This window comes from Gemmatimonadaceae bacterium, assembly GCA_036496605.1.
In the GTDB taxonomy this organism is placed as follows: Bacteria; Gemmatimonadota; Gemmatimonadetes; order Gemmatimonadales; family Gemmatimonadaceae; genus AG2.
On the sequence record DASXKV010000033.1, the window covers coordinates 183,950 to 208,021 of the forward strand.

At 64.3% G+C, this 24,072-nt stretch carries 24 protein-coding genes; 6 read left to right on the forward strand and 18 right to left on the reverse strand.

Translation table 11 applies throughout. From position 1 onward, the window contains the following. Positions 1-46: 46 nt before the first annotated feature. Entirely contained in the window at positions 47-730 is a 684-nt protein-coding gene (locus VGH98_12840) for a heme exporter protein CcmB (protein ID HEY2376857.1), read from the reverse strand. Then, positions 727-1,440, reverse strand: a complete 714-nt coding sequence (locus VGH98_12845) for an ABC transporter ATP-binding protein (protein HEY2376858.1) — start codon at positions 1,438-1,440, stop codon at positions 727-729. Before VGH98_12845 ends, VGH98_12840 begins: the two co-directional genes overlap by 4 nt. Positions 1,441-1,595: 155 nt before the next feature. Between VGH98_12845 and acs the strand changes: the two genes are divergently transcribed. Continuing rightward, positions 1,596-3,557, forward strand: coding sequence for an acetate--CoA ligase (gene acs / locus VGH98_12850; GenBank protein ID HEY2376859.1), 1,962 nt, complete (start codon positions 1,596-1,598; stop codon positions 3,555-3,557). A 55-nt stretch (positions 3,558-3,612) separates the two neighbouring features. On the opposite strand, the gene VGH98_12855 is transcribed toward acs, so the two are convergent. Continuing rightward, complete coding sequence (locus VGH98_12855; GenBank protein ID HEY2376860.1) at positions 3,613-5,502, reverse strand: protein kinase; 1,890 nt, start codon at positions 5,500-5,502, stop codon at positions 3,613-3,615. 72 nt (positions 5,503-5,574) lie between these two features. Here VGH98_12855 and VGH98_12860 point away from each other — a divergent pair, with 72 nt between their 5' ends. Then, a complete protein-coding gene (locus tag VGH98_12860) occupies positions 5,575-5,952 on the forward strand; it encodes a hypothetical protein (GenBank protein ID HEY2376861.1) in 378 nt (125 codons plus the stop codon). Here VGH98_12860 and VGH98_12865 read toward each other — a convergent pair. From VGH98_12865 to VGH98_12875, 3 genes are read right to left on the reverse strand one after another with little or no spacing between them, the layout of a single operon-like run. Continuing rightward, the gene (locus tag VGH98_12865) at positions 5,939-6,349 is read right to left on the reverse strand and encodes a vitamin K epoxide reductase family protein (protein HEY2376862.1); all 411 of its coding nucleotides are present in this window, start codon (positions 6,347-6,349) and stop codon (positions 5,939-5,941) included. The genes VGH98_12860 and VGH98_12865 overlap by 14 nt on opposite strands. Before the next feature lie 17 nt (positions 6,350-6,366). After that, positions 6,367-7,149 carry a DsbA family protein gene (locus VGH98_12870; protein HEY2376863.1) on the reverse strand — a complete coding sequence of 261 codons (783 nt, stop codon included), beginning with the start codon at positions 7,147-7,149 and terminating at the stop codon, positions 6,367-6,369. Further along, positions 7,143-7,466, reverse strand: a complete 324-nt coding sequence (locus VGH98_12875) for a hypothetical protein (protein ID HEY2376864.1) — start codon at positions 7,464-7,466, stop codon at positions 7,143-7,145. Before VGH98_12875 ends, VGH98_12870 begins: the two co-directional genes overlap by 7 nt. A gap of 319 nt (positions 7,467-7,785) precedes the next feature. On the opposite strand from VGH98_12875, the gene VGH98_12880 reads away from it, so the two are divergent. Both VGH98_12880 and VGH98_12885 read left to right on the forward strand, forming a co-directional pair. Continuing rightward, on the forward strand, positions 7,786-8,598 hold the full coding sequence (locus tag VGH98_12880) for an alpha/beta hydrolase (GenBank protein ID HEY2376865.1): 813 nt from the start codon (positions 7,786-7,788) through the stop codon (positions 8,596-8,598). Between the two features lie 169 nt (positions 8,599-8,767). Continuing rightward, complete coding sequence (locus VGH98_12885) at positions 8,768-9,040, forward strand: hypothetical protein (protein ID HEY2376866.1); 273 nt, start codon at positions 8,768-8,770, stop codon at positions 9,038-9,040. A 69-nt stretch (positions 9,041-9,109) separates the two neighbouring features. On the opposite strand, the gene VGH98_12890 is transcribed toward VGH98_12885, so the two are convergent. Beyond that, the gene (locus VGH98_12890) at positions 9,110-9,625 is read right to left on the reverse strand and encodes a hypothetical protein (GenBank protein HEY2376867.1); all 516 of its coding nucleotides are present in this window, start codon (positions 9,623-9,625) and stop codon (positions 9,110-9,112) included. A 134-nt stretch (positions 9,626-9,759) separates the two neighbouring features. Here VGH98_12890 and VGH98_12895 point away from each other — a divergent pair, with 134 nt between their 5' ends. Beyond that, the gene (locus VGH98_12895; protein ID HEY2376868.1) at positions 9,760-10,101 is read left to right on the forward strand and encodes an S-adenosylmethionine decarboxylase; all 342 of its coding nucleotides are present in this window, start codon (positions 9,760-9,762) and stop codon (positions 10,099-10,101) included. A 27-nt stretch (positions 10,102-10,128) separates the two neighbouring features. Next, positions 10,129-11,658, forward strand: coding sequence for a hypothetical protein (locus tag VGH98_12900; GenBank protein HEY2376869.1), 1,530 nt, complete (start codon positions 10,129-10,131; stop codon positions 11,656-11,658). 21 nt (positions 11,659-11,679) lie between these two features. Here VGH98_12900 and VGH98_12905 read toward each other — a convergent pair whose 3' ends face one another. From VGH98_12905 to VGH98_12955, 11 genes are all read right to left on the reverse strand, one after another. After that, positions 11,680-14,322: a pitrilysin family protein gene (locus VGH98_12905; protein ID HEY2376870.1), complete on the reverse strand. Its 2,643-nt coding sequence runs from the start codon at positions 14,320-14,322 to the stop codon at positions 11,680-11,682. Between the two features lie 30 nt (positions 14,323-14,352). Next, a complete protein-coding gene (locus tag VGH98_12910) occupies positions 14,353-15,114 on the reverse strand; it encodes a hypothetical protein (GenBank protein HEY2376871.1) in 762 nt (253 codons plus the stop codon). Beyond that, entirely contained in the window at positions 15,111-16,061 is a 951-nt protein-coding gene (locus VGH98_12915; protein ID HEY2376872.1) for an ABC transporter ATP-binding protein, read from the reverse strand. Before VGH98_12915 ends, VGH98_12910 begins: the two co-directional genes overlap by 4 nt. After that, positions 16,045-17,088 (reverse strand): tetratricopeptide repeat protein, encoded by a 1,044-nt coding sequence (locus VGH98_12920; GenBank protein ID HEY2376873.1) that lies wholly within the window; start codon positions 17,086-17,088, stop codon positions 16,045-16,047. Before VGH98_12920 ends, VGH98_12915 begins: the two co-directional genes overlap by 17 nt. Beyond that, a complete protein-coding gene (locus tag VGH98_12925) occupies positions 17,085-18,230 on the reverse strand; it encodes a tetratricopeptide repeat protein (GenBank protein ID HEY2376874.1) in 1,146 nt (381 codons plus the stop codon). Before VGH98_12925 ends, VGH98_12920 begins: the two co-directional genes overlap by 4 nt. Before the next feature lie 176 nt (positions 18,231-18,406). After that, on the reverse strand, positions 18,407-19,342 hold the full coding sequence (locus VGH98_12930; GenBank protein HEY2376875.1) for a pseudouridine-5'-phosphate glycosidase: 936 nt from the start codon (positions 19,340-19,342) through the stop codon (positions 18,407-18,409). Positions 19,343-19,370: 28 nt separating this feature from the next. Continuing rightward, on the reverse strand, positions 19,371-20,012 hold the full coding sequence (locus tag VGH98_12935) for a class D sortase (protein ID HEY2376876.1): 642 nt from the start codon (positions 20,010-20,012) through the stop codon (positions 19,371-19,373). 7 nt (positions 20,013-20,019) lie between these two features. Further along, a complete protein-coding gene (locus VGH98_12940) occupies positions 20,020-20,469 on the reverse strand; it encodes a hypothetical protein (GenBank protein HEY2376877.1) in 450 nt (149 codons plus the stop codon). A 56-nt stretch (positions 20,470-20,525) separates the two neighbouring features. Next, positions 20,526-21,446 (reverse strand): serine hydrolase, encoded by a 921-nt coding sequence (locus tag VGH98_12945; GenBank protein HEY2376878.1) that lies wholly within the window; start codon positions 21,444-21,446, stop codon positions 20,526-20,528. 7 nt (positions 21,447-21,453) lie between these two features. Beyond that, complete coding sequence (locus tag VGH98_12950; GenBank protein ID HEY2376879.1) at positions 21,454-22,638, reverse strand: aminotransferase class V-fold PLP-dependent enzyme; 1,185 nt, start codon at positions 22,636-22,638, stop codon at positions 21,454-21,456. After that, positions 22,638-23,996: an APC family permease gene (locus VGH98_12955; GenBank protein ID HEY2376880.1), complete on the reverse strand. Its 1,359-nt coding sequence runs from the start codon at positions 23,994-23,996 to the stop codon at positions 22,638-22,640. The genes VGH98_12950 and VGH98_12955 overlap by 1 nt, the downstream gene beginning before the upstream one ends. Between the last annotated feature and the right edge of the window lie 76 nt (positions 23,997-24,072).

The following is a 24,072-nucleotide window of genomic DNA, read 5'->3' on the forward strand; positions in this document are numbered from 1 at the left end:
CTCGCGTGGGAGGAAGCACGAGTTTCGCTGGCCAATGGTATCGAGCTCATTCTTCGAGAGTGAACGGAAATGCGAGCGTGCAAGCGAATAGGAACACGAGATCGAACGCGATGAGAAGCTTCAAGAACGGCCACGCTTCCGCCATTGGCCGTCCCGCGAGCAACGTCGACGTCGCCTGCGCCGCTCCGTACACCACCGGCACGAAGAAAGGCAGACTGAGCATCGGGAGCAGGAGCTCGGCGAGCCGCGTGTTCGCCGCCATCGCGCTGAATAGCGTGCCCACCGCGACCAGTCCAACCGCGGCCAGCAGCGCGACCGCGAACAGCACCACCGGCGTTCGTCCAATTGGAAGATTGTACAACAGCACGACGGCCGGAATGGTTACGAGCAGAATCCCGGCGACGAATACCAGGTTCGCGAGTGCCTTGCCGAGGAAGATTGCCTCGCGGTCGATCGGCGAGAGAAGCAATCCGTCCATCGCGCGATCGGCCTGCTCCACACCGAACGATCGTTGAAGACTCAGCAAGCCGGAGAAGGTGAAGATCACCCACAGGACCCCCGGCGCGAGATCGATGGCAGCCACCGCCGTAGCATCCCAGGCGAAATAGAAAATCGCGACGCCGAGAATCGCGAACACCAGCACGGCGAGAAACGCCGTACGCGTGCGGAACTCGATCCTGAGATCCTTGCTCGCCACGAGCCACGCGGACGCGAGCAGCGCCGGCCTCACGCGGCACCCCCGACCAATTCGCGATACTCGTCGGCGTAGCTCGCGCTATCCAGCTCCTCGCTTCGCTCGAGGCGCAGGAGTCGTCCGCCGTGCATCACGGCGGCATGCGTCGCGAGCGCCAAGCCTTCGCCGATATTGTGCGTCACCAGCACCATCGTCGCGCCATCGCCATCCGTGCGGAGGCGCTCGAGCGTCTCGGTGAGCGCAGCCGCGCCCAACGCGTCCAACCCCGTGTACGGCTCGTCGAGAAGGAGGACACGCGGCCGGTGCACGAGCGCGCGCGCGATCGAGACGCGCTGCTGCAGCCCGCGACTCAGCGCCCGCACGCGCGTTTCGGCACGTTCCAGGACGCGCATCTCGCGCAGCGCGCGCTCCGTCGCGATACCTACGTCTGGCACGCCGTACAGCCGTGCAGCCAGCTCGATGTTCTCGCGCACCGTGAGCGCGCCGTAGAGCATGCTCTGATGCGAGATGAACCCGACCAAACCGCGCGCGCCGGCGTCGCCCCGCAAAAGCTCCCCGTTGATGCGCGCCACGCCCGTCGTTGGCTTGAGCAGCCCGGCGAGGAGACGCAGCAATGTCGTCTTCCCCGCCCCGTTCGGACCAAAAAGCGCGAGACACTCTGCCGAATGCAGCTCGAGCGTTACGTCGGCCACCGCCCGCCGCCCTCCAAAGGCACGAGACAGCCGATCGGCTTGGAGTACGCTCATGACGCTCGCCACCGTGGCAAAAGTGTCCCCAAAGTCATGAGCGAAAGATACCGATCGGTTGCCGGCACCGCCCTTGCGGCCTGCACTTGTGGCCCCGCAGGGATCATCGCAGTATGCGCTAGCCTCTATGCCCCAGCCCCTAGCCCCTCTGTGTTGTGACTGATATCGACGTCCTGCTCCAGGAGAACCGAAAGTTCGCGCCTAGCGAGGAATTCCGACGCGGCGCGCAGCTCTCCGACCCGTCCATTTACGAGAAGGCAGCGCACGACCCCGAAGCGTATTGGGCAAAAGCGGCAGAGTCGCTCACCTGGTTCCAGCGGTGGAACAAGGTCCTCGAGTGGAATCCGCCGCGTGCCAAGTGGTTCCTCGGCGGGAAGATCAACGTTTCGTACAATTGCATCGATCGCCACATCGATACGCCGCGTCGGAACAAGGCGGCGCTGGTGTGGGAGGGCGAACCCGGCGATCGGCGGACACTGACCTACTGGGACCTCTACGTAGAGGTCCAGAAGTTCGCGAACGTGCTCAAGAAGCTCGGCGTGCGCCGCGGCGATCGCGTGGCCATCTACATGCCGCTCGTGCCCGAGGCGGCAATTGCGATGCTCGCCTGCACGCGCATCGGCGCGATTCACTCCGTCGTCTTCGGCGGATTCTCGCCGGAGTCGCTGCGCGACCGGATCAATGACGCCAAAGCGAAAGTGTTGATCACCGCCGATGGCGGCTACCGTCGCGGACAGATCGTCCCGCTCAAGCGAAATGCCGACAAAGCGGTCGAGGAGTGCCTATCGATCGAGCACGTTGTCGTCGTTCAGCGTCGCCCGGGCGCTTTGGGCGACGAAGCGTTCGCGACGATGCGCGAGGGACGCGATCACTGGTGGCATCGCCTCATGGCCGACGCGGAGGCCAGGTGCGAGCCGGCAAAAATGGACGCGGAGGACGTGTTATACATCCTCTATACTTCCGGCACGACGGGAAAGCCGAAGGGCATCGTCCACACCACCGGCGGCTACCTCGTCGGCTGCGCGACCACGATGCGTATCGTCTTCGATCTCAAGGACGACGACGTCTTCTGGTGCACGGCCGATATCGGTTGGGTCACGGGACACTCCTACGTGGTGTACGGCCCGCTCGCGAACGGTGCGACCTGCGTGATGTACGAGGGCGCTCCGGACTGGCCGGAGAAGGATCGTTTCTGGGACATCTGCGAGCGCCACGGCGTGACCATTCTCTACACCGCGCCGACTGCTATCCGTGCGTTCATGAAGTGGGGCGATCAGTGGCCGGCCAAGCACGATCTCACGCGACTGCGCCTCCTCGGTTCGGTCGGTGAGCCGATCAATCCTGAGGCGTGGATGTGGTACCAGGAACACATCGGCGCCGGGCGGTGCCCGATTGTCGACACATGGTGGCAGACGGAAACCGGAGCGATCGCGATCTCTCCGCTCCCGGGAATCACCGAAACCAAGCCGGGCAGCGCCACGACTCCCTTGCCCGGATTCTCCGCCGAGCTGCTGGATTCGAACGCCAACGTGATTCCCGTTGGTGGAGGACTCCTTGCACTCACGCGACCCTGGCCATCGATGTTGCGCACGATTTGGGGAGACGACGAGCGTTACGTGCAGACGTACTTCTCCAAGTGGGCCGGTCGTCCGGATCTCTACTTCCCCGGCGACGGCGCCAAGCGCGACGACGATGGCTACTACTGGATCCTCGGCAGAGTTGACGATGTGCTAAACGTCGCCGGCCATCGCATCGGGACAATGGAAGTCGAGTCAGCGCTCGTCGAGCATCGCGCGGTCGCCGAAGCCGCCGTCGTGGGACGTTCGCACGAGCTCAAGGGCCAGGCGCTCGCCGCATTCGTGACACTCCGCGAGGGATTCAAGCAGAGCCACGAGCTGCGTGAAGAGCTGCGCAACTTCGTGGCCGAGAAGATCGGCGCGATCGCGCGGCCCGACGACATCCTCTTCAGCGCCGATCTGCCGAAGACGCGCTCGGGAAAAATTATGCGCCGGCTGCTACGCGATATCGCCGAAGGACGCACGTTAGGCGATACGACCACGTTGGCGGATCCGAACATCGTGGCGTCGCTGAAGGAACAGTACGAGGAACGCGAATAGGTAAACGCCGAGACAGTATGACCGGCTGGAGCAGGCGTTCACCTGTTGCCGCGGTTCAAAGCTTCTCTAACTCCGCCGACGCCTCCAGCACCGCGCTGATCTCGCGCGACAATGCGCGCGCCTCCTGCGTCGCCATCGAGACGTCCGAGAGCGCCGACTGCAGTCCCGATGAACGGAGCTTGATCAGGTCGAGACGAAGATTGCCGAGCGTGAGCGCCGCGTTGTCGAGCTGACGGGCCAGAGTCACGCGTCGCTGCACCAGCTCGTCCAGCGTGAGACGTTGCCGCCGCAGCAGCGCGAGTTGCCGATCGCCCTCCGGCGATCTCCGCTCCCGCTCGGCGACAGCGATCCGAGACTCGATCTCTTCCGTGAGATTCGGATCGATACTCTGATCGAGACGGTGCACCGTCTGTGCGAGTTGCGACACGCGCTCGACGAGTGCTTTTATCGTCGGCTCCAGCTCCTTGAGTTGCGCGCGTTCCTCCTTTGGCAACCTTGCGGCGATCTCGAGAATCGCGGCGCGATCCTCTACGGCGCGCCGAACGGCTGTGCCATATGGGCTGTCGAGGACCTCGCGTGGCGCGACCTTCTCCAACCGGTGCTGCTGCGCCGTACGCGGCTGGGTCGGGAACGCGTGTCGGGCTCGCGGCATCAGCAGAACGCGACGCAACCGGAGGCCACTCTGGCGCAGCGACTTGCCTCGTCTCCACAGCTTCACGCTCATGTAGATCGGCACGAGCGGTGCAAGAACGAGCGGCGGCACTTCACTGACGCCGGCGATGAACCCGGCGATGCCAAGTCCCGCCGCGCCGAGAGTGAGCAGCGCGTATCCCCGCATTGCCTTGATTCGGTCCATCAGATTGACGCGACCGTGCCAGAGTCGAAGGTCGGAACGTTGCTCCGGAGTGAAGGACGTCAGATGATCCGGCTCGAGCTTGATTCCGTTAGGCAGCTTGGCGCTCGGCGGATTCGGCCGCGGCTCGGCGATGTCGGTGCCGCGCCGTGGTACGTTCGATTGGACCGGTTCCACGCGCCCTCCATCGGGACGTGGCGACGTGTAGCGCACGTGCTCGCGATGCTCAGCACGCCACGACGGCCCACCGACTCGATCTGACAGCAGCGCGTCCCGCATCGCCGCGGCCGTCGGCCACCGGTCTTCCGGCGACTTCGCGAGCGCGCGCTCGATCGCCTCGCGAAGAGCGCGCGGGGCGTCGGGGCGGAGCTCCAGAACGGGAGGTGGCGGCGCGGACACATGCTTGAGTAACAGCGCCATCGAATTCGCGGCGCTGAACGGTAGGCGCCCCGTCAGCATTTGATAACCGAGAACGCCGAGCGAGTAGACGTCGCTCCGTCCATCGATCTCCCGGTCGCCCACCGCCTGCTCCGGTGACATGTAGCCGGGCGTTCCAACCGCGATTCCCGTTACCGTTAGGCGGGTGCTCGCCTCGATCGCGCGCGCGATGCCGAAGTCGGTGACCATCGCACGGCCGCTAGCCTCGTCGAGAAGGATGTTGTCGGGCTTGACGTCCCGATGAATGACGCCGCGCAGATGAGCATATGCCAATGCGTCGGCGATCTCGGCGACCAGTCGCCGCACCTCATCGAGCGGCTGGCGGGGCTCGCGTGTGAGCAACATCGCGAGGTTGCCGCCAGTCACGATCGCCATGACGATGTACGCCAACCCCTCCCGTTCGCCGACGTCGTAGATCGGCACGATGTGCGCGTGTGAGAGCTGGGCCGAGGTCTGCGCCTCCCGCGTGAAGCGCGTCCGAATGGCCGGGTCGTGCGCCAGCTCTGGCGGGAGGACTTTGATCGCAACTGGCCGATTGAGACGCCGGTCGAGCGCGCGATAGACGACCGACATCCCGCCGCGGCCGATCTCGCCGTCTATCTCATATTGCAGCCCGACGGCGACACCGACCTGCTCGTGGAGAGGTTGGCTCATGCGGTATGATAGCACCGGCGGCTCGGTGGCATAGACACTGCCTTACCTCATTGAGTAGCTTCCTCGTAACCTATGGCCGGCTTTCTCAGGCGACTCTTTCCGGAAACGATCTTCGCCCGCAAGCTCGAGCCCGCCGCCGAACGGCGGCTTCGGCTCGCCCAAGCGCGCGCCGAAGAGTCTATCATCCGCGCACACGTAGACAACGCGCTGATGTTCGTAGATACGCTCGCCGAAGATCTCTCGTTCGATAGGGCGATCGACACCTACATCCGCGAGATGTCGATACCCGAACCGCTCGCCAGCACGGTTGCGACGCGCACGCTCGTTGTGCTTGGCCAGGATCTGGTGCCGTATCGGCGTCGTGCCCAGGAGTCCGACGAGTCCGAGCGTCCCAAGCTCCGGCTTGGCGAAGCCTCGGAGGCCCGCGAGCGGACGATCAAGCGGGCGTAGATCGTTGGTCCCACACCGCGAGCGCGAACAGCACGATCGTCGTCGCCGCCGAGCCAAGACACCATCGGCATAACGCGTGGATGACGAACAGCTCCAAGTACGTCAGCCAGATCGAGAACAGTAGCCCAAGGCCTGTCACATATACCAAGGTCTTCGTTAGGCGCGCCGACTTGGCGAATCGCTCCTGCACGCCCGCAAAGGACAGCACGAGGACGACGAGGTAGTAGCCGACGCCCCAGGCGGCGACCGGAAGGCCGAGAAAGTCACCCCACTTGCTCAGCTGGACGTACTCGCACGATCCGCTGCCACAGGCAAGCGTGCCGATGTAGCCCAGTTTGTAGAGCGTGAGATACAGCGAGAGGAAGACGCCGATCAGGGCGATCAGCGCCATGGCCATGCGCCGGCTCATCGAACCTAACGCTTGGTTGGGGCTTTCTTCCCGCCTGGCTGCCTCGAACTGTCGGTCGGAACTGCCATTGGCGAGCCCGACTTCGCGAGCGCCGCGTCGACGAGCGACTTGAACTCGTCGTACGTGAGCGCGCCCTCCTGAATCTTGCCGCCGATGATGAAGCTGGGCGTCGCGTTGATGTGCTGCTGGATCGCCAACTCTTCGTGCGCCTGAACCTTCGCCTGCGTCGTCTTGGTGTCGACGCACTGATCGAATTGCTGCTGGTTCAAGCCGATCTGCTTCGCGAGGCCCTTGAAGACGTCGTTAGGGCTGCTCGTCGTTTCCCCGTTCCATTGATCCTGCGCCTGGAAGAGCGCGTCGTGCATCTCCCAGAACTTCCCCTGCTCGTCGGCGCACGCAGCCGCCCGCGAAGCCGGCCAGGTGTTCCGGTGCATCGAGAGCGGAAAGTCGATGAAGCGGAATCGGACGATTCCCTTGTCGACGAGACGGGTGCGCACGTCGGGCTCCGTGAGGCTCGCGAAGCGAGCGCACTGTGGACACTCGAAGTCGCCGAACTCGATCACCTCGATCGGAGCCGCCGTGGACCCTATGACGTAACCGTTCGACTGGACCTTCGGCAGCGTGCTGTCAAATGGACTCGCGTCACGAGCCTCGGGCCGCTTTGACATCCACGTCAGCGCGCCGATGCCGGCGACGGCCACTATAGCGAGCGCCAGATAGAAGACGCGCGTCGAGTTCTTTGTCTGTTGTGGCTGGCGCTTGCCCTTGCCAGGCGTCTGCTTCACCACTCCGGATCCTCTTCCTCGTCCGGCGTCCATTCGGTCCTGTCCCATTTCGCTTTTTCGGTGTCGTTGTCCTGGGCGTCGCGCACGATCCGCCGGCTTTCGGCGATGTCCGGAGTATCGTATGTCGCTCTGACTTCGTAATGAAAGAGCTCGCTCTTCACGTCACCAATCAGACGCATCAGCTCTCCCGCCTCACCGAGCAGCCGACCCTGCGCATCCAGTTCCAGAATCCTCGAGGCGAGGGCACGCAAAAGCGCCTCGAGATTGCGCGCCCGGCCTTCGTCGTAGGTCTGTTCCGGCTGGTTCGACTCGTCCGCCATGCAGCTGGCCGTCTCGTCAGTGAGGGAGGGAAGCTATGGTCTGACCAACTTCGGTCAAGCTTGTGATTGGTGATTAGTTGTGGGTTGCTCGTGACAACCAACGACTAACTACCGCCACCAACTACCAGCCGCAGCTTGCCTTGGCACGCTTCGAGAATAGCATTGCAGCGCGGCTGGCTGGACGCCCGTCTAATGGACGATTCACCGCCGCCAAAAAGAACGCATCTGCCGCGCCGACGCGTGCACGTAATACCCTCTTTCACCGAGGAGGCTCCCCATCGACGCCGATCTGCTGCGCATTCCTGTGGGACCCGGTTCCATGCATGTGGAGCGCTACGGACATGGCGGCGCCGCCGTTCTTCTCGTTCACGGATTCGGCACCTGCAGCTTTCTCTGGCGGAACGTTGCGCCTGAGTTTGCGCTCGCCAATCGTACTGCCTTCGCCGTCGATTTGTTTGGCTACGGCGAATCCGACCGACCATTCGATGCCGACTTCGGCATTGCGGCGCAGTCGGAGTATCTCGATCGCGCGCTCACGGCCTTGCGCGTCGCGCGTGCGACCGTCGTCGGCGTCGACCTCGGCGCCGCCGTTGCGCTTCGGCTCGCCGCCACGAGACCGGAGCGCGTCGAACGCATGGTACTCGTGAACCCGATCGCGTACGACAATGTTCCGGCCGAGGATGTCAAGGAACTCCAGAAAAACACCGGTCGTTATGTGTTTCGCATTTCGCGCGGCATTCTCGGCGCCGCGCCGCTGATGCGTGATCTGCTCACGCAGAGCGTGGCCGATCCCGCGCATATGCCCGACAAGCTCGTCGCTCGGTATCTCGCGCCGTATGTCGGAAGCGAGGGACTCAGTCATCTGCAGATTCTCGCGCGCTCGATCGATGCGGAGGATCTCGATGAGATCGAGCTCTCGCAGATCGATCAGCCAACGCTCATCGTGTGGGGAGAACAGGATCGCTTTCTTCCTCCGCACGGACGTGACATGCCGGCGCCCGAGCGACTCGCGGAGGAAATTCCCGGCTGCCGATTGGTACGGCTGCCAACGATCGGTCGATTAGTCCCCGAAGAGTCGCCCGAAACGCTCGTCAATCTCGTGCTGGAGTTCGATGGTGCGAGCGTCGCATGAGACGGCCTGTCGTGATGGCAAAGCGTCGCCTGAACTTTCGTTCGGAATGACTCCTGCACGCTCTCGATTGTGAAGACTCAGCCAACGATTTCAGGTGCGAGCGCGTCTGTAGAAGGAGAGGCTGCGCCTCGTTAGATTTGTCACGGCATTTCACCCTTTAGACGCGTACATGGCCAAACAGAAGAACCGAAGCAGGAGCCCAGCGGCGGCCCCGTCGCCTTTCGAGGAGGCACGGGACGAGCTGTTTCAACACATTATGCGGTGCGGCGTCGTCGAATCCGCTCCCGAGCATCAAGGCGACTGGTTCAGCGAAACGATGCAGTACATGACTGAGCGCTTCCCCGAGCTCAGCGCCGAACAGCTCGGCGAGCTGCGAAAACTTGGCGAACGCTTCGCACAACCGCCCAAAAAGCACGATGCCGCCGACGTCTCCGCGGCTTGAGTCGTAGATCGACGCCTCCATCGCACGGATGGGGGCGTCACTCGTTAGAGCATAGTAAAACTGCTTCGACTACCGTTGCCCTCGCCGATACGGCCGGAGCACGATGCCCACGCGCGCACCTCCGCCGAGGCCGAGCTGCAATGCGGGCGTGACGCCGCTGACATGCGGCGCTTCGAGGTCGATGACGACGACGAGGTATTCACGCGTCGTTGATCCCTGCGCGAACATCGCGCTCATGCCGCCACCAATGGATAAACCCCACGTCGCGTCGTTGAACGGATCCAGCAGAAAGCGCGCGAGCGCATCGACACGAGCGCTGTTGTGATTGACGCTATCGCTTCGCGTCACCCCGCCCGCTCCGTCGATCTCCAGCCTGACGTAGAAGCCGAGCGGGATGTTCGCGCCGACTCCGCCCTGTAGCGTGCCGGAATTCACCGAGCTGACATCGATAGCATCGACGCGCAGCTCGAACGGCGGAAATGAAGGACGCGAAGCCTGTTGCGCGCCAGCGCGCGAAGGCAGCGCGAGCGCGAGGAGCGAAATGAGAAGCCAGTGAAGCTCGACGCGCGAGCGCAGTCCGTGCATGACGCAGGAAAGCTAGATGTCGCCCGGTGCGCTTTCCAGCGCGCAGCTTGCCACCATTCAGCGCGCGGCCTAGCTTGGCTTTGAACGCATCCTGTCGACCGCACGGCGCAACCCGACGGCCGGTGCCCTGACGCTTGTCTCGCGACTACCAGCACATCGTCGCCGATTTTGTCGGCGTGCCGTCGAATCAATTGGCCGATCGCGCAATGATCGGCGGCCTGGTCGTCGCCGCTGCGAGCGCGGCCGGAATGAACGCCGCTGGCCTGCCGGCGATGCGCGAAAGGAAGGCCGGCGGGCTCACCGCGGCGCTCTTGCACGACGATTGCCACATCACGGTGCATGCGGTCCCTGAGCGGGAGTTGCTGTTGGTGGACGTCCTTGCGCCCCGCACGATCGATGCATCGCGAGCGATCGACGTGTTCGCGCGCCGACTGACCGCGCGCACCGTCCATCGCGATGCGCGTGATCGCGCTTAGCGACAGCGACATGTTGAGCGTTTGCTCATGAGCGTTTGGCTCCCGCCGGCGCACCTCGCGCTCTGTCTCGTCATTATCGTCTGGGACATCGTCCTGGCGGGCCGCATTGCGCGCGTGCCGCAGGCGCCGCGCGCATTTGCGGCGCTCACCGGTCTCGCCGGGCTGCTCGTTCTGCCGGCGCTCATCGTCGCGCTCGCGACCACGACGGCGGTCACGGGTCGAGCGATCTTCTACGTCGATTGGATCTGGCCGGCGTTGCTCGCGGTGTTCGCCGCGCAGGCCGTGTATGCGTTGGCGCGTCGCGTCGTGAACCCCGCGTGGGGTATTCCGATCGCGATCTACGACGTCATCATCGCCGCCGCCGGCATCGTTCGCTACCTGGCGTCGCGCGGCGTCGAACCGTCGTATCCGTTCCTGCTGCTGCTCGCCTCGCACACCGCGGCCCTCTCGCTCGCGACGACATCGGCGGCGATCTCCAATCCGCTATACCTCAATGTGCCGATGATCGCTCCGGCGTTCCCGGCGCTGCGACCGGTGACGGCGAGCTTCCGCGCGCTACTCTCCGCCGTCGCGTTGGGTTGGTCGATTGGCATCGCTTTCCAGTTGCCGGTCGCGATCAAAGCCGTGCGCAGCTACCGCGCGCACGCGACCGATCGTCTCACCGAGCGACCCGAAGGCGATTTCTCCATCGGTGTGAAGCTCTTTCCGGACATCGGCAGTCCGCCGCCCCCACCAGCGGTCGAGAGCGACCTGGCGCTCGCGGATACGCTGACGGCCGACGTCGTCGCCGTCACGGTCGTTCCCGACGTCACGAATCAGGTCCTCGACTCACTGGCGCACGCGCTCGATCAGCTGCAACGCGACAGCACGCTGCTCATCGTCACCCTTGGCTACCGCGGCAAGCTGCTCCCGGAGTTGCGGCACGTACCGCTCGATCCGCGCACGAGGATCGCCGCGATCCGCCGGATCGTTAGGCGGTTGCGGCCGGATATTCTGCTCCCCGCCGAGGACCCCTATGGCGTTGGCGAACGGCTCCTCGGCCGCCTGCAGCTTCCGGTGTGGGAGGATTACCTCACCACCGCCGCCGCGGCGGCGAAATCCGTCGATCGGCGTATTCGCATCGGACTCTCCGCGTCCGCGTTCGATTCGCGCGACAGCGCGCTGTACGCGTGGGCCGCAGGTCCCGCGTCCCCGATCGACATTCTCGGATTCTCGCTCTTTCCCGACCGGCGCGGTGCCGAAGCAATCGATGCGTACACACGCACCGCCGATCGATGGATGGCGGTCGTCCCTCCATCGAAACCACACTGGATATTTGCTGCCGGCGGCTATCCGCTCGCGCACGGCGAAGCGAGTCAGACGCAAGCCATCTGGGACGCGCTCGCGTGGGCGACCGCGCACCCGGCGATCAAGGGCCTGGTGGTCTACGAGGCGGGCGACTACGGTCAGGCGCGCGGTCTTCGCTCGCCAAGCGGCCGCTTGCGCGAGGCGACGTTGTACGTGATGGGAGCCATGCGAGCCTTACGAGAGGCGACGGTGACGACGCCGACGCCCTGAGCACGACGTCCAGAAAGGGATTCAAACGGCCCGAGCGATGCCCCGAATGATCCCTTCGACGCGCCGATCCGGATCGAAGTTCTCTTGCGCGAGCTGCTGCATTCGCCTCGCCGTCACCGCCCTGACGTTCTTTTCGTAACTTTCGAGATCACTCAACTCGCCGAACAGCCACGCATCGACGACGTCGCCGAGCACCGAGCTCCCACTCTGCTGCTGGATCGCGTGCACGCCGATCGCGTACGTTTGCGCACGTACGAGCTCCTCGGGTGAAACCGGCTCGTCACGCAACCGCTGGAACTGCGCGAGCAGGCCGTCGCGCGCAGCGATTTCTTTCTCCGGCGATGTCGCGATGTATGCCCCGAACGTCCCTGCCGCGCGACGCGACGAGTTGAATGCGGTGACGGTGTAGCATAACGACTGCTTGTCACGCAACTCGTCGAAGAAGCGGCCTCCCAACCCACTCGCGACGCTCGCGATCATCGCCGCGGCAAATCGGTCGGGATCGCTGCGCGACGGCCCAGGGAACAGTACACCCATCGCGGTTTGCGCCTTGTCGCGCCGTTCCGCCGACGTCGTCACGCCGCTCGGCCATTCAGGAGTAACGAGACGTGGGGTGTGTCCCCGCCCCAATTCGGAGAATTCGCGCGCCGCGAGCTCTGCGAGCGCTTCGGGATCACCGTCGCCGACGATGACGACGACTGGCGACGCGCTCGGCCCAAGCACGTGCTCGCGATGCCATACGAGCGTATGCGTCCGCTCGATGGCGCGCAGCGATTCTTCCGTCCCCGTTGCCGGCACGCCGTACGAGTGACCGTGAAACGCGGCCTGAGTCGCGAGACGCATTGGATAGCGGAACATGTCGTCGCGCGCGGCGATCACATCGGCGATCGCCACGGTGCGCTCGGTGTCCAGTACGTCGTTGTCGAACGTCGGATGTTGCGCCACGTCGGCGAGCAGTGAGATCGCCGCGGCCGCGTACGATGTCGGCACCGAGATCGTCCAGCCAAAGCTGTCGGACCCCACCGAGCCACTGACACTGCCACCCAGTACTTCCGCTTCCTCGGCGATCTGGAGCGCGGTGCGGCTCACCGTTCCTTTCTGCGCCGTGCGTACCATCAGTGTCGTTAGGCCACCGCTGGCGTCCGTCTCCTCGCTCGCCCCGCCAAGAGAGAACACGCCCGCGTGCACGAGCGGCGCGGCTGCCTTGACTCGAACGAGGATGGGCAGGCCGGACCGTGATTCGTACACGTGCACGCCGGCCTCGACGCGTTGCAAACGAACCCCGGCGACGTGAGGCGCCGGCTCGCCTGGCTGATACGGCGTGCTCGCCGGCAGCCCCTCCGGATGGCCGGTGTCGACCAGCGTGAGCATCGCGCCAGCATTCTCGGCGACGATGGCGCTCCCGTTAGGCCGGTACACGATCACGCCCGCTTGTTCGGGCGACAGATACCGCGCAGCGACGTCCGCGACCTGCTCGCTCGTCGTCGTCAACAGCCGCTCGACATACCAATCGCCGAGCCGCCAATCACCCAGCGCTTCCCACTCCGCGAGATAGTTCGCCTGACCCTCCATGTCCTCCAGTCGGCGAACCCAGCGCGACTCGTACAACCGCTTGGCACGGGTGAGCTCGTACTCCCCGACTGCTTCTTCGCGCGCGCGTCGCAGCTGGTCCCAGATTGCGCGCGCCGCTTCGACCGTCGTCGCTGGCGGCGTTTCGGCATGTATGACGAAAACGCCGAGATCTGTCGGCGTGTAGTCGTACGCACTCACGGCCGACGCGAGCTTGCGCTCGCGGACGGCGCGATACAGCCGCGACGCGCGACCGGCGCCGAGAACCATCGCGAGGAGGTCGAGCGCTGGCGTGTCGATATGTAACGTGCCGGGAGTACGCCAGCCCATCGCGATCTGCGTCTGGCCGATGTCTCCCGTCATCTCGCGGTAGCGAAAGCCGCCGATGCCTTCCTCGTTAGGCCCCGGCGTACGCTGCGGCGAGCCGCCCGGAAGGACACCGTAGAGCCGCTCCACCTCTCGCATCGCGTCGTCCGGATCGATCGCCCCGACGATCGACAACACCGTGTTGGCCGGGTGATAGAAGTTTCGATAGAACCGGAGCAACGCATCGCGTGTCAACGCGCGTAACCCTGGCTCACGGCCGATGCGCCACCGTCGAATGCGATGCTTGTCGTGGAGCAACTCGTATAACGTCTCCGTTGCCACGGCCGGCGGACTGTCAGCCTTTCGCTTCGCCTCCTGAATGATCACCTCGAGCTCGCGCGCCAACTCGTCCGTGTCGATGAGTGAATTGGCATATGCGTCCGCCTGGACTTCGAGTCCCTGCCGGAATCCCGTCGCCGGAAGAACCGTGTAGTAGCTCGTGTGATCGTAAATCGTCGCCGCGTTCAGGTACCCGCCAACGGCCTTCGTCTGCTTGGCAACCTCGCCGACACCTCGCGTTGGCGTGCCCTTGAAGTACATGTGCTCGAGCACGTGGGCGATGCCGACGACGTCATCCGTCTCGTCGAAATAACCCGCGCTCACGAATGTCACGATCGCGACGACGGGCGCGGAAAAATCGGGCTTGATCAAAACCTTCAGGCCATTCGGCAGCACCGTTCGGTGCACGCTCGCAGGCTCGATGGCAAACAGCGTCGCAGCGGTGGTCATGTGAACAAGCTAATCGCCCGAGCCATCACATCACTGCGTCGCCAGCGAACGCGTGCGGAGTATCCAGAGTCCGATGAGAAAGCATGTCGCTCCGTAGGCCGTCAGCCAGACTTGTGTCGTCCAGGGGAAGCTCGACGTCGTTCCCGCCACGTACGCATACAACTCCGAGGTTCGGTGCATCGGAGGAAGCAGATGGACCAGCCAGCCCCTGATGCCTGGATCCTCACCCCACATGCCCCAGCCGAGCGACGACACGATCCCGACAGTCACGAGCGACAACCAGTCGAAGCGCCAGATGGTCGACAGCATGAAGCCGATGCCGCCGAAAGCGACGTACATCGCCGCAATGACCGGAATGAAGCTGAGCGGTACTATCGGGCGCACGAGAAGCGCGAACGCGAACAGCAGGAGGAGGCTCACCGTCAGCAGCCCGCTCCCGTTCGCGATGAAAGCGTTCGTGTAGAAGCGCGGCGCGCTCACCGGCTTCGCGAAGTAGAACCGGAAGTAGCCGGTCTTCCGGTCGGTGGCGACGATACCGTTCGTCGCGAAGAGCGTCCCGAGCAGAATGAACGAAGCCATCGAGTCGCTGAAGAAACCCTGCACCACCGTCATTGGCAGCGTCGATACCGTGTACACGCGGCTATTCGTGAGGGAGCCGTTGAGAATCGGCATCAACGTAAGGTACGCATACATGATGAGCACGGCGGTCGTGGCTGGCGCCTGATGCAGCATGTAGTCGTGATACTGCCACCAGAAGTACCGTCCGAGTCGAGCATCGCGTGGCTTTGTCATGCGCCCTCGACCGCTTGCCGAAACTCGCGCTCGAGCGACGAGTACACTGGCGCGACAGACGCGATGAGTACTCCACGTTGGAGCAGAGCATGCAACGACTGATTGAGCGACGCGAGCGTCATCGGTGGAAGCTCCAACTCGTCCACGGCAACATCGCGCGCGTTCGGCAACAACTCCCGCGCCGTGGCCGTGCCCTGTGCGATGACGATGCGATACGGAATCGCTCCCGCATCAGCGCCGGTCGCACGCGTTTGCACCACGCGCTGCACACGCCCGTGATCGATGATCGCCACTCGATCCGCGATCCGCTGCAGCTCGTCGAGATTGTGCGACGCGATGAAGATCGCGCGCTCGGCGCTTCGCAAATCGGCGACGATCTCGCGAAAGCGTTGCGTCCACACCGGATCCAGACCGTGCGTCGGCTCGTCGAGTATCACCAGCTGCTCGTCGTGCAACAGCGCCTGCGCCAACCCGACTCGCTGAAGATTTCCCTTCGAGAGCTGGCGTATCTGCTTGCCCCAGTGTTCGGCCAGCCCAAGCCGATCCACCAGCTCCACGATGCGTCCCCGCACCTGCGCCGGCTCGATGCCGGCGAGCAGCGCATACCGCGAGAGAGCTTCCTCGAGCCGCCATCGTGGCGGAATCGTTACGATCTCGGACAGATAACCGACGCCATGTCGCTCGACGAACTCTCGCGGACGATGACCGCCGATCGCGATCACCCCGCTCGTGGGCTTCAAGTACCCGAGGAGGAGCGCGATGAGCGTACTCTTACCAGCTCCGTTGGGCCCGGCGAGTCCGAAGACCTCGCCGGCCTGAATCTCGAGGCTGACGTCGACAACGGCCTCGACACGTCGGCGAAATCCGCGGTAGGTCTTGCCGACGCGCTCGAAACGGACGAACGGAGAACCGGCCAGTGGGCTTCGCTCGTTAAGGGTGCGGCGCACCCGTCGGTGGTATCGTCATGCCCGGTGCCGGCTGCCCCGTCATCGGAGGAACCTGGGCCGTCGCGCATCGGCTCCAGTCTCCCTGGCCGGCTCGATTGAGCCAGACCTGCGCCTCGGTGGACCGGCCGAGCCGCATCATTGTGCAGCCGAGATAACCCATCGCCATGTGATCGCTGGTGTCGGCTGTTACCGCTCGCGTCAGAAAACGACGCGCGAGATCGTAGTTTCCAGCGCTCAGCAAATACAGACCGAGCTCACGCAGCGCCACCGCGTTCTGCGGACCTAACGAGACTGCCGTCTGGGCTTCTTGTCCGGCAATAGTCATGTTGCCGACTTCCCGGGCCATCCGCGACAGATAGACGTGGGGAAGCGGATCGTTCGGGTTGTCGCGTGCCGCCTTCGTGAACTCACCAACAGCCTGCTCGCGTTGACCACGCCGATAGGCATCGATACCAGACTGCAGTGCGTCGTTTTTCTTTCCGAACCAGCCTTGTGAGTACGCGCCAAAACCCAAACCGACGAGCAGCAATACGACGACGCCGGCGAGCACCGCCTTGATCCATGGCTCGAGGCCGTCGCGCGGCGGCGGAACGCGCTCGGGTGCGCCGAGCGGGGAGCTGCGCATTCCCTCGGTGTTGAGTGTGATCGGCGCCGGTGCCACCGCGCCCGCCTGATCCGCCATCAATCCCGATTCAAACTTGAGAAACGCATCGCGGGCGGCGTCGAGATCGGCGGGCGTCGGCTCGTAATCGGTCGCGTGCGCGCGCTCGCTCGCGGCGTGAAATTCCGCCAGCGCGTTCGCTTGCTCGAATGAGAGCAGCTGACGCTGTCGTGCCTCGCGAAGGAGCGGCTGGCCACTCAACGTGGTGCCCCCTACGAGCGAACGGAGCGCGGTTTCCACCGCGCTCCAGCTCTCCATCAAGTCCGCCGCAAGCTCTTCGAAGTGGCGCGACTGGTCCAACCGAGCGATCGCCGGTCGAGCGCGATCGAGGGCGGCCAGCGCGCTTCGTCGCGCGACGTCGGTCACCGGACGATTCGGAGGAGACCTGCGTCCGCGCTGCCCTTGATGAAGCTCTCCGCGTCGTGCGTCGGAATCTGGACGCCCGTCTCCCGGAAGCCGCGTCGCGCCGCGCGACGCATGAAGTCATCCATCGTGTGCGTTGGATCGCCTAACGTGTCACGCATACGCATCACGATCTCTTCCCACGATCCGGCGAACTTGCTGCCGTCTCGAGCAACGATCTGGTGCGCCGCATCGGCTTCCTCCTTCTGCTCCGCCAAGCCGCTGAGCAGCGTGCCGAAAAGCTCGAGCTGCCCGCGAGCGATCTGTGCCTCGCGTGAGCTCTCGTCGGCGCTATGCCGTGGATCGAGCTCCAGCAACAGCTCGTCGACGTCGTCGAGATCGGCCGCCAACTCCGACAGACGCTCGTCCCACGGCTTCAACTCCGGATCCTGTTCCGAGACCTTGTAAAGCGTTCGCTTCAACTCGATCAGCCGCCAGATCCCGAGTTCGTCCCAGTGATCATCCGGAGTGGTCTGCTCGAGATGATACAAGGCCGCCTCATACTCCCCGCGATCATACAGGATGTTCGCGAGATAGATGCGCGCTTCGGAATGCTCGTTGTCCAGCTGCAGCGAGCGACGCAGCGATGCGAGCGCACCGTCGTCGTCGCCCAGGCGATGCTGCGTGTAGCCGACGCACGACACAGCCTCTGCCGAATCGGGCGACTGCTGTACTGCCGTCTCGAAAAACTCCTTCGCTGACTCGAAAAAATCGGAACGCTCGCGGACGGAACCCTCGCGGAATAGCGCTCGACCGATTTGCAGCATCAGGTCGATGTCGTCGCCATAGCCCAGCTCCATCGTCCGATAGAAGCAGCGCAGGGCCGCTTCGTCCTGGCCCAGCTTCAGCAGCGATTCGCCAAGCCCGGCCAATCCATCCTCGTGCTCGGGCTCGAGCACCAGCGCGTCTTCGAAGCTACGACGCGCCCAGGCGAACTCTTCACGCGCCAGCTGGGCATACCCCACCCCGATGTGCAGCTCCACGGCGTTCGGATAGAGCGCGAGTCCCTCTCGGAGCACACGCAGCGCTTCCTCGTACTGACCTTCATTGTAAAGCTGATGGGCGCGCTCGTCGTACTCTTCCGAACTCAGGAACGGGGTGGGCATCGTGAGCAAGCCTCCAGCTCTGAGGATGTTCCTTGCCTATAGTACCCGGCGTTTCCGTCAAGTTCAATGGTGTTGCTTGGGCGCGAATTCACCGCAACAAAACGCACGCACGATGCTGCATTAGTGATCGCGCATCGCCCATCAACTGCACCGAATTCCGTCACTGTCACATCTTATTACGCCGCAAGCGAACGCGCGATATCCGCTGCAAGCGCCGCGTTGTTCTCCAACAGCGCAAGGTTGACGTCGAGCGACCTTCCATTAGTCAAACGACTGACTGCCTCCAGGAGAAACGGCGTGAGCGTAGGTCCTTCGATGCCCTTGCGTTCTGCATCCAGCAACGCTTGCGCAATCGCGCGCTCGACGTCCGAGCCTGGCATAGCCTGCTCCGCCGGGGGAGCCTGCACGACCAACACACTTTCGCCGTTGCCAAGCGACCAGTGGCTGCGCGCTATGGCCGCAATCTCATCGGCCGTGTCGCAGCGCACATTCAGCTGAATCCCGGTCTGCGCGGAAAAAAAGCCCGGGAGCTCGCTCGTCCGATATCCAATCACCGGGATGCCGAGCGTCTCGAGTCGCTCCCACGTTGCCGCGAGATCCAGAATCGACTTCGCCCCGGCACACACGACGACGAGACGCGACCGCGCAAGCTCGAGAAGATCGGCTGATTCATCTCGCACCTGCGCGTTGCGCTCGAGCTCTCCGCGAGTTCGTCGATGAACTCCACCGATGCCACCGGTTGCGAAGACGTGAATGTTCGCGAGCCGAGCGAGCACAAGCGTTCCCGCTACCGTCGTGGCGCCGTCGGCGCGCAGCGCCATCGCTGCACCAAGGTCGCGACTACTCACCTTTCGTACGCCGTCGCGACAGAGAAAGCGTTTCAGGTCTTCGCCCTCCAGACCGATCGTCGGACGACCGCGTGAGATCGCGGTGATCGCTGGGACGACGCCACGTTCCTCCACCGCTCCGAACATGCGCCGAGCTGCGTTGGCGTTTGCCGGTATGGGAAGACCTTGCGCGAAGACCGAGCTCTCCAGCGCTACAACAGGCTCCTGGTGATCGAGTGCGTGTCGAACCGGCGGCGAGAAATCGAGCGTAATGTCAGTGCGCACGCCGATAAGCTAAGACGTCGCCAAAGCGTCAACTCGATCCTGCCAGGCTCGAGCGTTGGGATGCGCCGGCAGGCCTCGCGCTGAGAATCAATCGGTCCGGCGCGTCGCCGAAGTAGCGGACGGGCCAACAGGTTGTGAGCGTGAGCAGCCGCTGCTTCGACCCGAACAGCGCCGGCGTGGCGCGGCCGACGATTCGTCGCTCGACAATGACCCAGGAATCGGTCGAGTGACCCGTTTCCGTGCGGATGGTGTCGCCAAGCTGTAGTTCGTCCAGCCGTCGGAAATGCCGGTCACGATGCGCCGAAATCACCGAATTGCCGGTCATTCCCGGAAGCGCGCTTCCGGGTAGATGACCTGGGCCGGCATTGAGCTCGTCGTCGCCGACTCCCTCGATGACTATCTCGTCGAGGTGAATGCGCGGAATGTGCAGGCGGGCGACGGGCGCTCCGATCGCCACATGATCGATGCCCAACATCCGATCGCCGGCTCGCGCTCGCGCCTGCGATACAAGTGCCTGCGCCTGCTGCTCGTTCCATTGCCGGCGCATCGAGTCTGCGCGAAGGGCACCGGAGGTGTACTTCGCGCCAGCGTACACAAGCATTGCGACGCCGAGGACGCACAACGTCGCACCGAGCGTCCGTCTCGTCAGCTCGAAGCGGGACTCCATCATGTGACCGCTACGTGCCCCGCGGGCGCAACCGAAGCACCAGGACCCCGACGGCGACGAGCCCTACTCCGACGACGAGCAGCGTCGGCAGCGACGTCGCCGTATTCGGCGCAATCGCGCCGCTCGAGAACGTCGTCGTCGAGCGCGCTCGTGCTGGCGCAGGTCGCGGCGGCAACGTTGTCGTGTCGACGCTCGCAAGCGCCGTGTCAGCAATGGACACCGCTGGCGTGCTCGTGCCGGCCGCCGAGTCCACCCACGTCTTCATCTCCGTTAGGCTCATTCGGCTCGCGCTGTCGGCGCGCGCTTTCGCCACGGTCGCTGGCGACTTCGGCCTGGCCGTGTCGGCAGCGGCCCTGCGCGGCGGAGCGACGTACGTCGTGAACTGCGCCGGAAGCAGTGCCGGCACCAGCAGTGCCGCGCCGGAGAGCGCGATTGCAGTCGTTGCTGAGCGTAGCCTCACGGGAATCCTCCGAATCATCGACTCCATTGGTGGCATAGGTCGTGCCCGGCTGTTGTTCAACGAGAATCGTCGGCGTGCTCCGGCTTGCGCGGCCACGTTCTCAGTATCGCCTCTCCGATCTTGCCGAGCGCGAGCTGTGCCTCGTTGTCCACGACCCATCGCGTATCCGCATTTTGTTTCGTGAGCGCGCACGCGACGACTCGGCTCTGCAGCCGAAAGAGTGCGCACTCGGTCCGCACCGAATCGGTTGCGCCCGTCTTATGAGGCACCGCCAATCCGGACACCGTTCGCTGCATGCTCTCCATATCCTCATTGTTCGCGAGAATATCGAGCATCGCCGAGTCTGCCTTTGGACTCACTGCCTTGCCGTTCGCCAGCATCTCGAACAAGCGCGCCATTTCGTTCGGTGTCGTGACGCCGAGTCCGTATTTCGCGGAGCTGTCCATGGCCACACTCGCTATCCGGAGGAACACTTTCGAGTGGACCTTCGTGTGTGGGAGTCCGAGAGCTTCCATTTTCTGCCACACGCGGCGAATGACGATCTTGTCGAGCAGGAGATTGGTCGCCGTGTTGTCGCTCAGAATGCTCATCAACACCGCTGCGTCGTGCACGCTCAGCGTCATTCCCGGATGCATGAACTGCAACACGCCCGATCCTGGCACCTGATCGATTTTGAGCAGTGTGAGCTGATCGTCGAGCGAGATCTGCCCCTTCTCCGACAGGTCGTACAGAGTGACGAGGATCGGGACCTTGATCAGACTCGCCGTCGAGAAGGTCTCGTCGCCCCGAAGCGTTAGGCGTTCGCCGGTATCCAGGTTGTCGATCGAGTAGCCGAGCACGCCGTGAAAGTGCCGGCTGAGCGAATCGAGCGTTCGGTGCAGCGCGATCGTATCCGCGCGCTGCGCTTCGACGGGTGAGGGAGCGAATACCGCTGATGCAGCGATGGCGACGGCGGTTAGGCGCGCGAGGAAAGACATTGGTGGATCAGGTTGAAGGTTGATGCTCACGCCAGTCGCCCGACTCGAGAATGTCGGCGATCATCGCCACCACGCGCTCGAGCTCCGCGTCGCTCGTGTAGAAGTGGGGCGCGACACGGATGCCGGCGTTCGGTCGATAATCGACCAACACATCGTTTGCGAGCAGAGTCTCCGACACTTCGTGTCCGTGCGGCACATCCAACGCCACCGTGCCGCCGCGCCGCTCCGGATCGCGCGGCGCGGTGACGCGAAAGCCATGCGCATCAGCGAGCTCGATCAGGCGCGCCGTCTGGCGCATGCTCTTCGCGCGAATCCGATCGATGCCAGCGCGACGGATGATGCGCGGCCCTTCGATCGCGGCAAAGAGCGCCGGAACCACCGGCGTACCGCCGAGCCACCGAAACGCGTCGTCGGCGTATTCCATCGTTTTCTCGAAAGCGAACGGCCGCGCGTGTGCCTGCCAGCCGGTGAGCGCCGGCGATAGGCGGTCCGAGACGTGTGGTGCGACGTAGAGAAAACAGCCGCCAGGGCCACCGCACAGCCATTTCAGCACGCCGCCGGTCAGGAAGTCGACTCCGAGTCGCCGCACGTCTACCGGCATGACCCCCACCGAATGGAAGGCATCCAGGGACACGAGCGCGCCGACCTCGTGCGCGCGCCGGCAGATCGCCTCCGCAGCCATGACGAACGCCGAGCGAAAGAGCACGTGTGAGATCGCGACGAGCCGCGTGCGCTCGTCGATCGCCCCGAGGAGCCGCTCCGTATCGATGGAAATGCCATCCTCGCTGGGCACAACGTTGATTCTCGCACCGAGGCGCTTGGCGAGCGACTCGTACACGTAACGGACCGAAGGAAAGTCGAGCTCGGTCATCACGATCGTATTGCGAGGCGCTGAATACTCGAGCGACGACAGTACCGTCGCCTGGCCCATCGTGACGTTAGGCACCATCACGACTTCGCCGGGGCCCGCGCCGATCAGTGGCGCGATCTCGTCGCCGACGTCGACCGGCTTCCGCCACCATCCGTGCTCCCCGGCCCACGCGCGCACGCCTAGCTCAGCCCACTCGTCCACGTATTCGGCGAGCCGGTCGGGAACAGCCCGCGGCATCGCGCCTAATGAGTTCGACACGAGATACGTGGTGCGCTCGAGGATTGGAAACTCCCCTCGAAACGAGAGCAGCGGATCGCCCATCAATCCCCGACCGACTCGGCGATCGCTGGGCCGCGGCGCGACCGCGCGACGCCGAACACGACAACCGCCGCGGCCACGACAACGAGCACCGCGAGCCATTCGCCCCGCTGGAGCGTCGCCAGTAGGGCCACGAGGATTGCCAGGGCCAGCCAAGGTACGAGTCCGGCCGCCGGGATGCTGAAGGGAACGCCACCTGCGCGCACGTCACGTCGACGCAACGCCACCGTCGCCAAACAACAGGTCGCGTACACGAGCAGCACCGCTCCATTCGCCACGATCGCGAGCTTCTCGAAGCTTCCGGAGGCCGCGAGCAGCGCGACCAGCACCGCTTGAATCGCGATCGCTCGGTACGGCGTACGGAAGCGAGGATGTACGGCAGCAACGCTGCGGGGCAGGAATCCGTCGCGCGCGAAAGCGAAGAGCATTCGCGGCACGGCGAGGGTCATCCCGCTGACATAACCGAACATGCTCACGGTCGATCCAACGAGGATCAGCGTGCGTCCCCATGGACCGAAAACGGCGCCCCCCGCGTCCGCGACTGGCGTCGTCGACGTCGCGAGGCTCGCGCCGAGAACACCCTGGGCCACGATCTGCACGGCCACGTATAGCACGGCGATCGATGCGATCGCGAGAAGCACTGCGCGCGGCACCGTGCGCGCGGGATCCTTCACCTCTCCGCTCGGGACCAGCGCCGTCTCGACGCCCAGGAAAGCAAAGATGAGCAGGACGGAGCTTCGACCGATCGCGCCAACCGAGGGCGCTTCACGCCAGATCAGGTGTGTGCGCTGCAGGGCGAATGCACCAACGACAACTAGAACGGCCAGCGGCAGCAGTTTGGCAATCGTCATCGCGGAGTTGAACCGGCTTGCGCCGCGAACGCCCCGAATGTTCAACGCCGTCAGCCCGCCGAGGATGATCAACATCACAATCACGCGAGCGACTGTCGAAGTGATTGGTGGTGCGAACGCCGCGAGGAGCGCTACGAGCGAATCGGCGAAGAAGCTCGTAACAGCAGCGAGTGCCGCCGTGACTCCAGCCCACAGCAACGCGCCACTCAGGAATCCGACGAATGGCCCGAACGCCACCTCGACGTACGCATACGGTCCACCGGTCAGGGCAACACGACTTCCCGCCTCGGCGAAACAGAGCACGATGAGGCCCATGGCGATCGCGCAAACGACGTATGCGATCGGTGCGGCGGCGCCAAGCGATGCCGCGACCCCTGATGGCAGACGAAAAATGCCGCCGCCAACCGTTACGTTGACGATGGCCGCGGTCAGTCCCCAAACGCCGACGGCGCGAATCAGTGCGCCATCTGGCGCAAGCTCGCGCTCGTCTCGTGTCTCATGGTCGCGCATCGCCCTCAACACTAGATCGCGCTACGAGCGTGCGCCACCGGCTCGATAATCGCGAATCGCCGTTGACGCCAGCGGC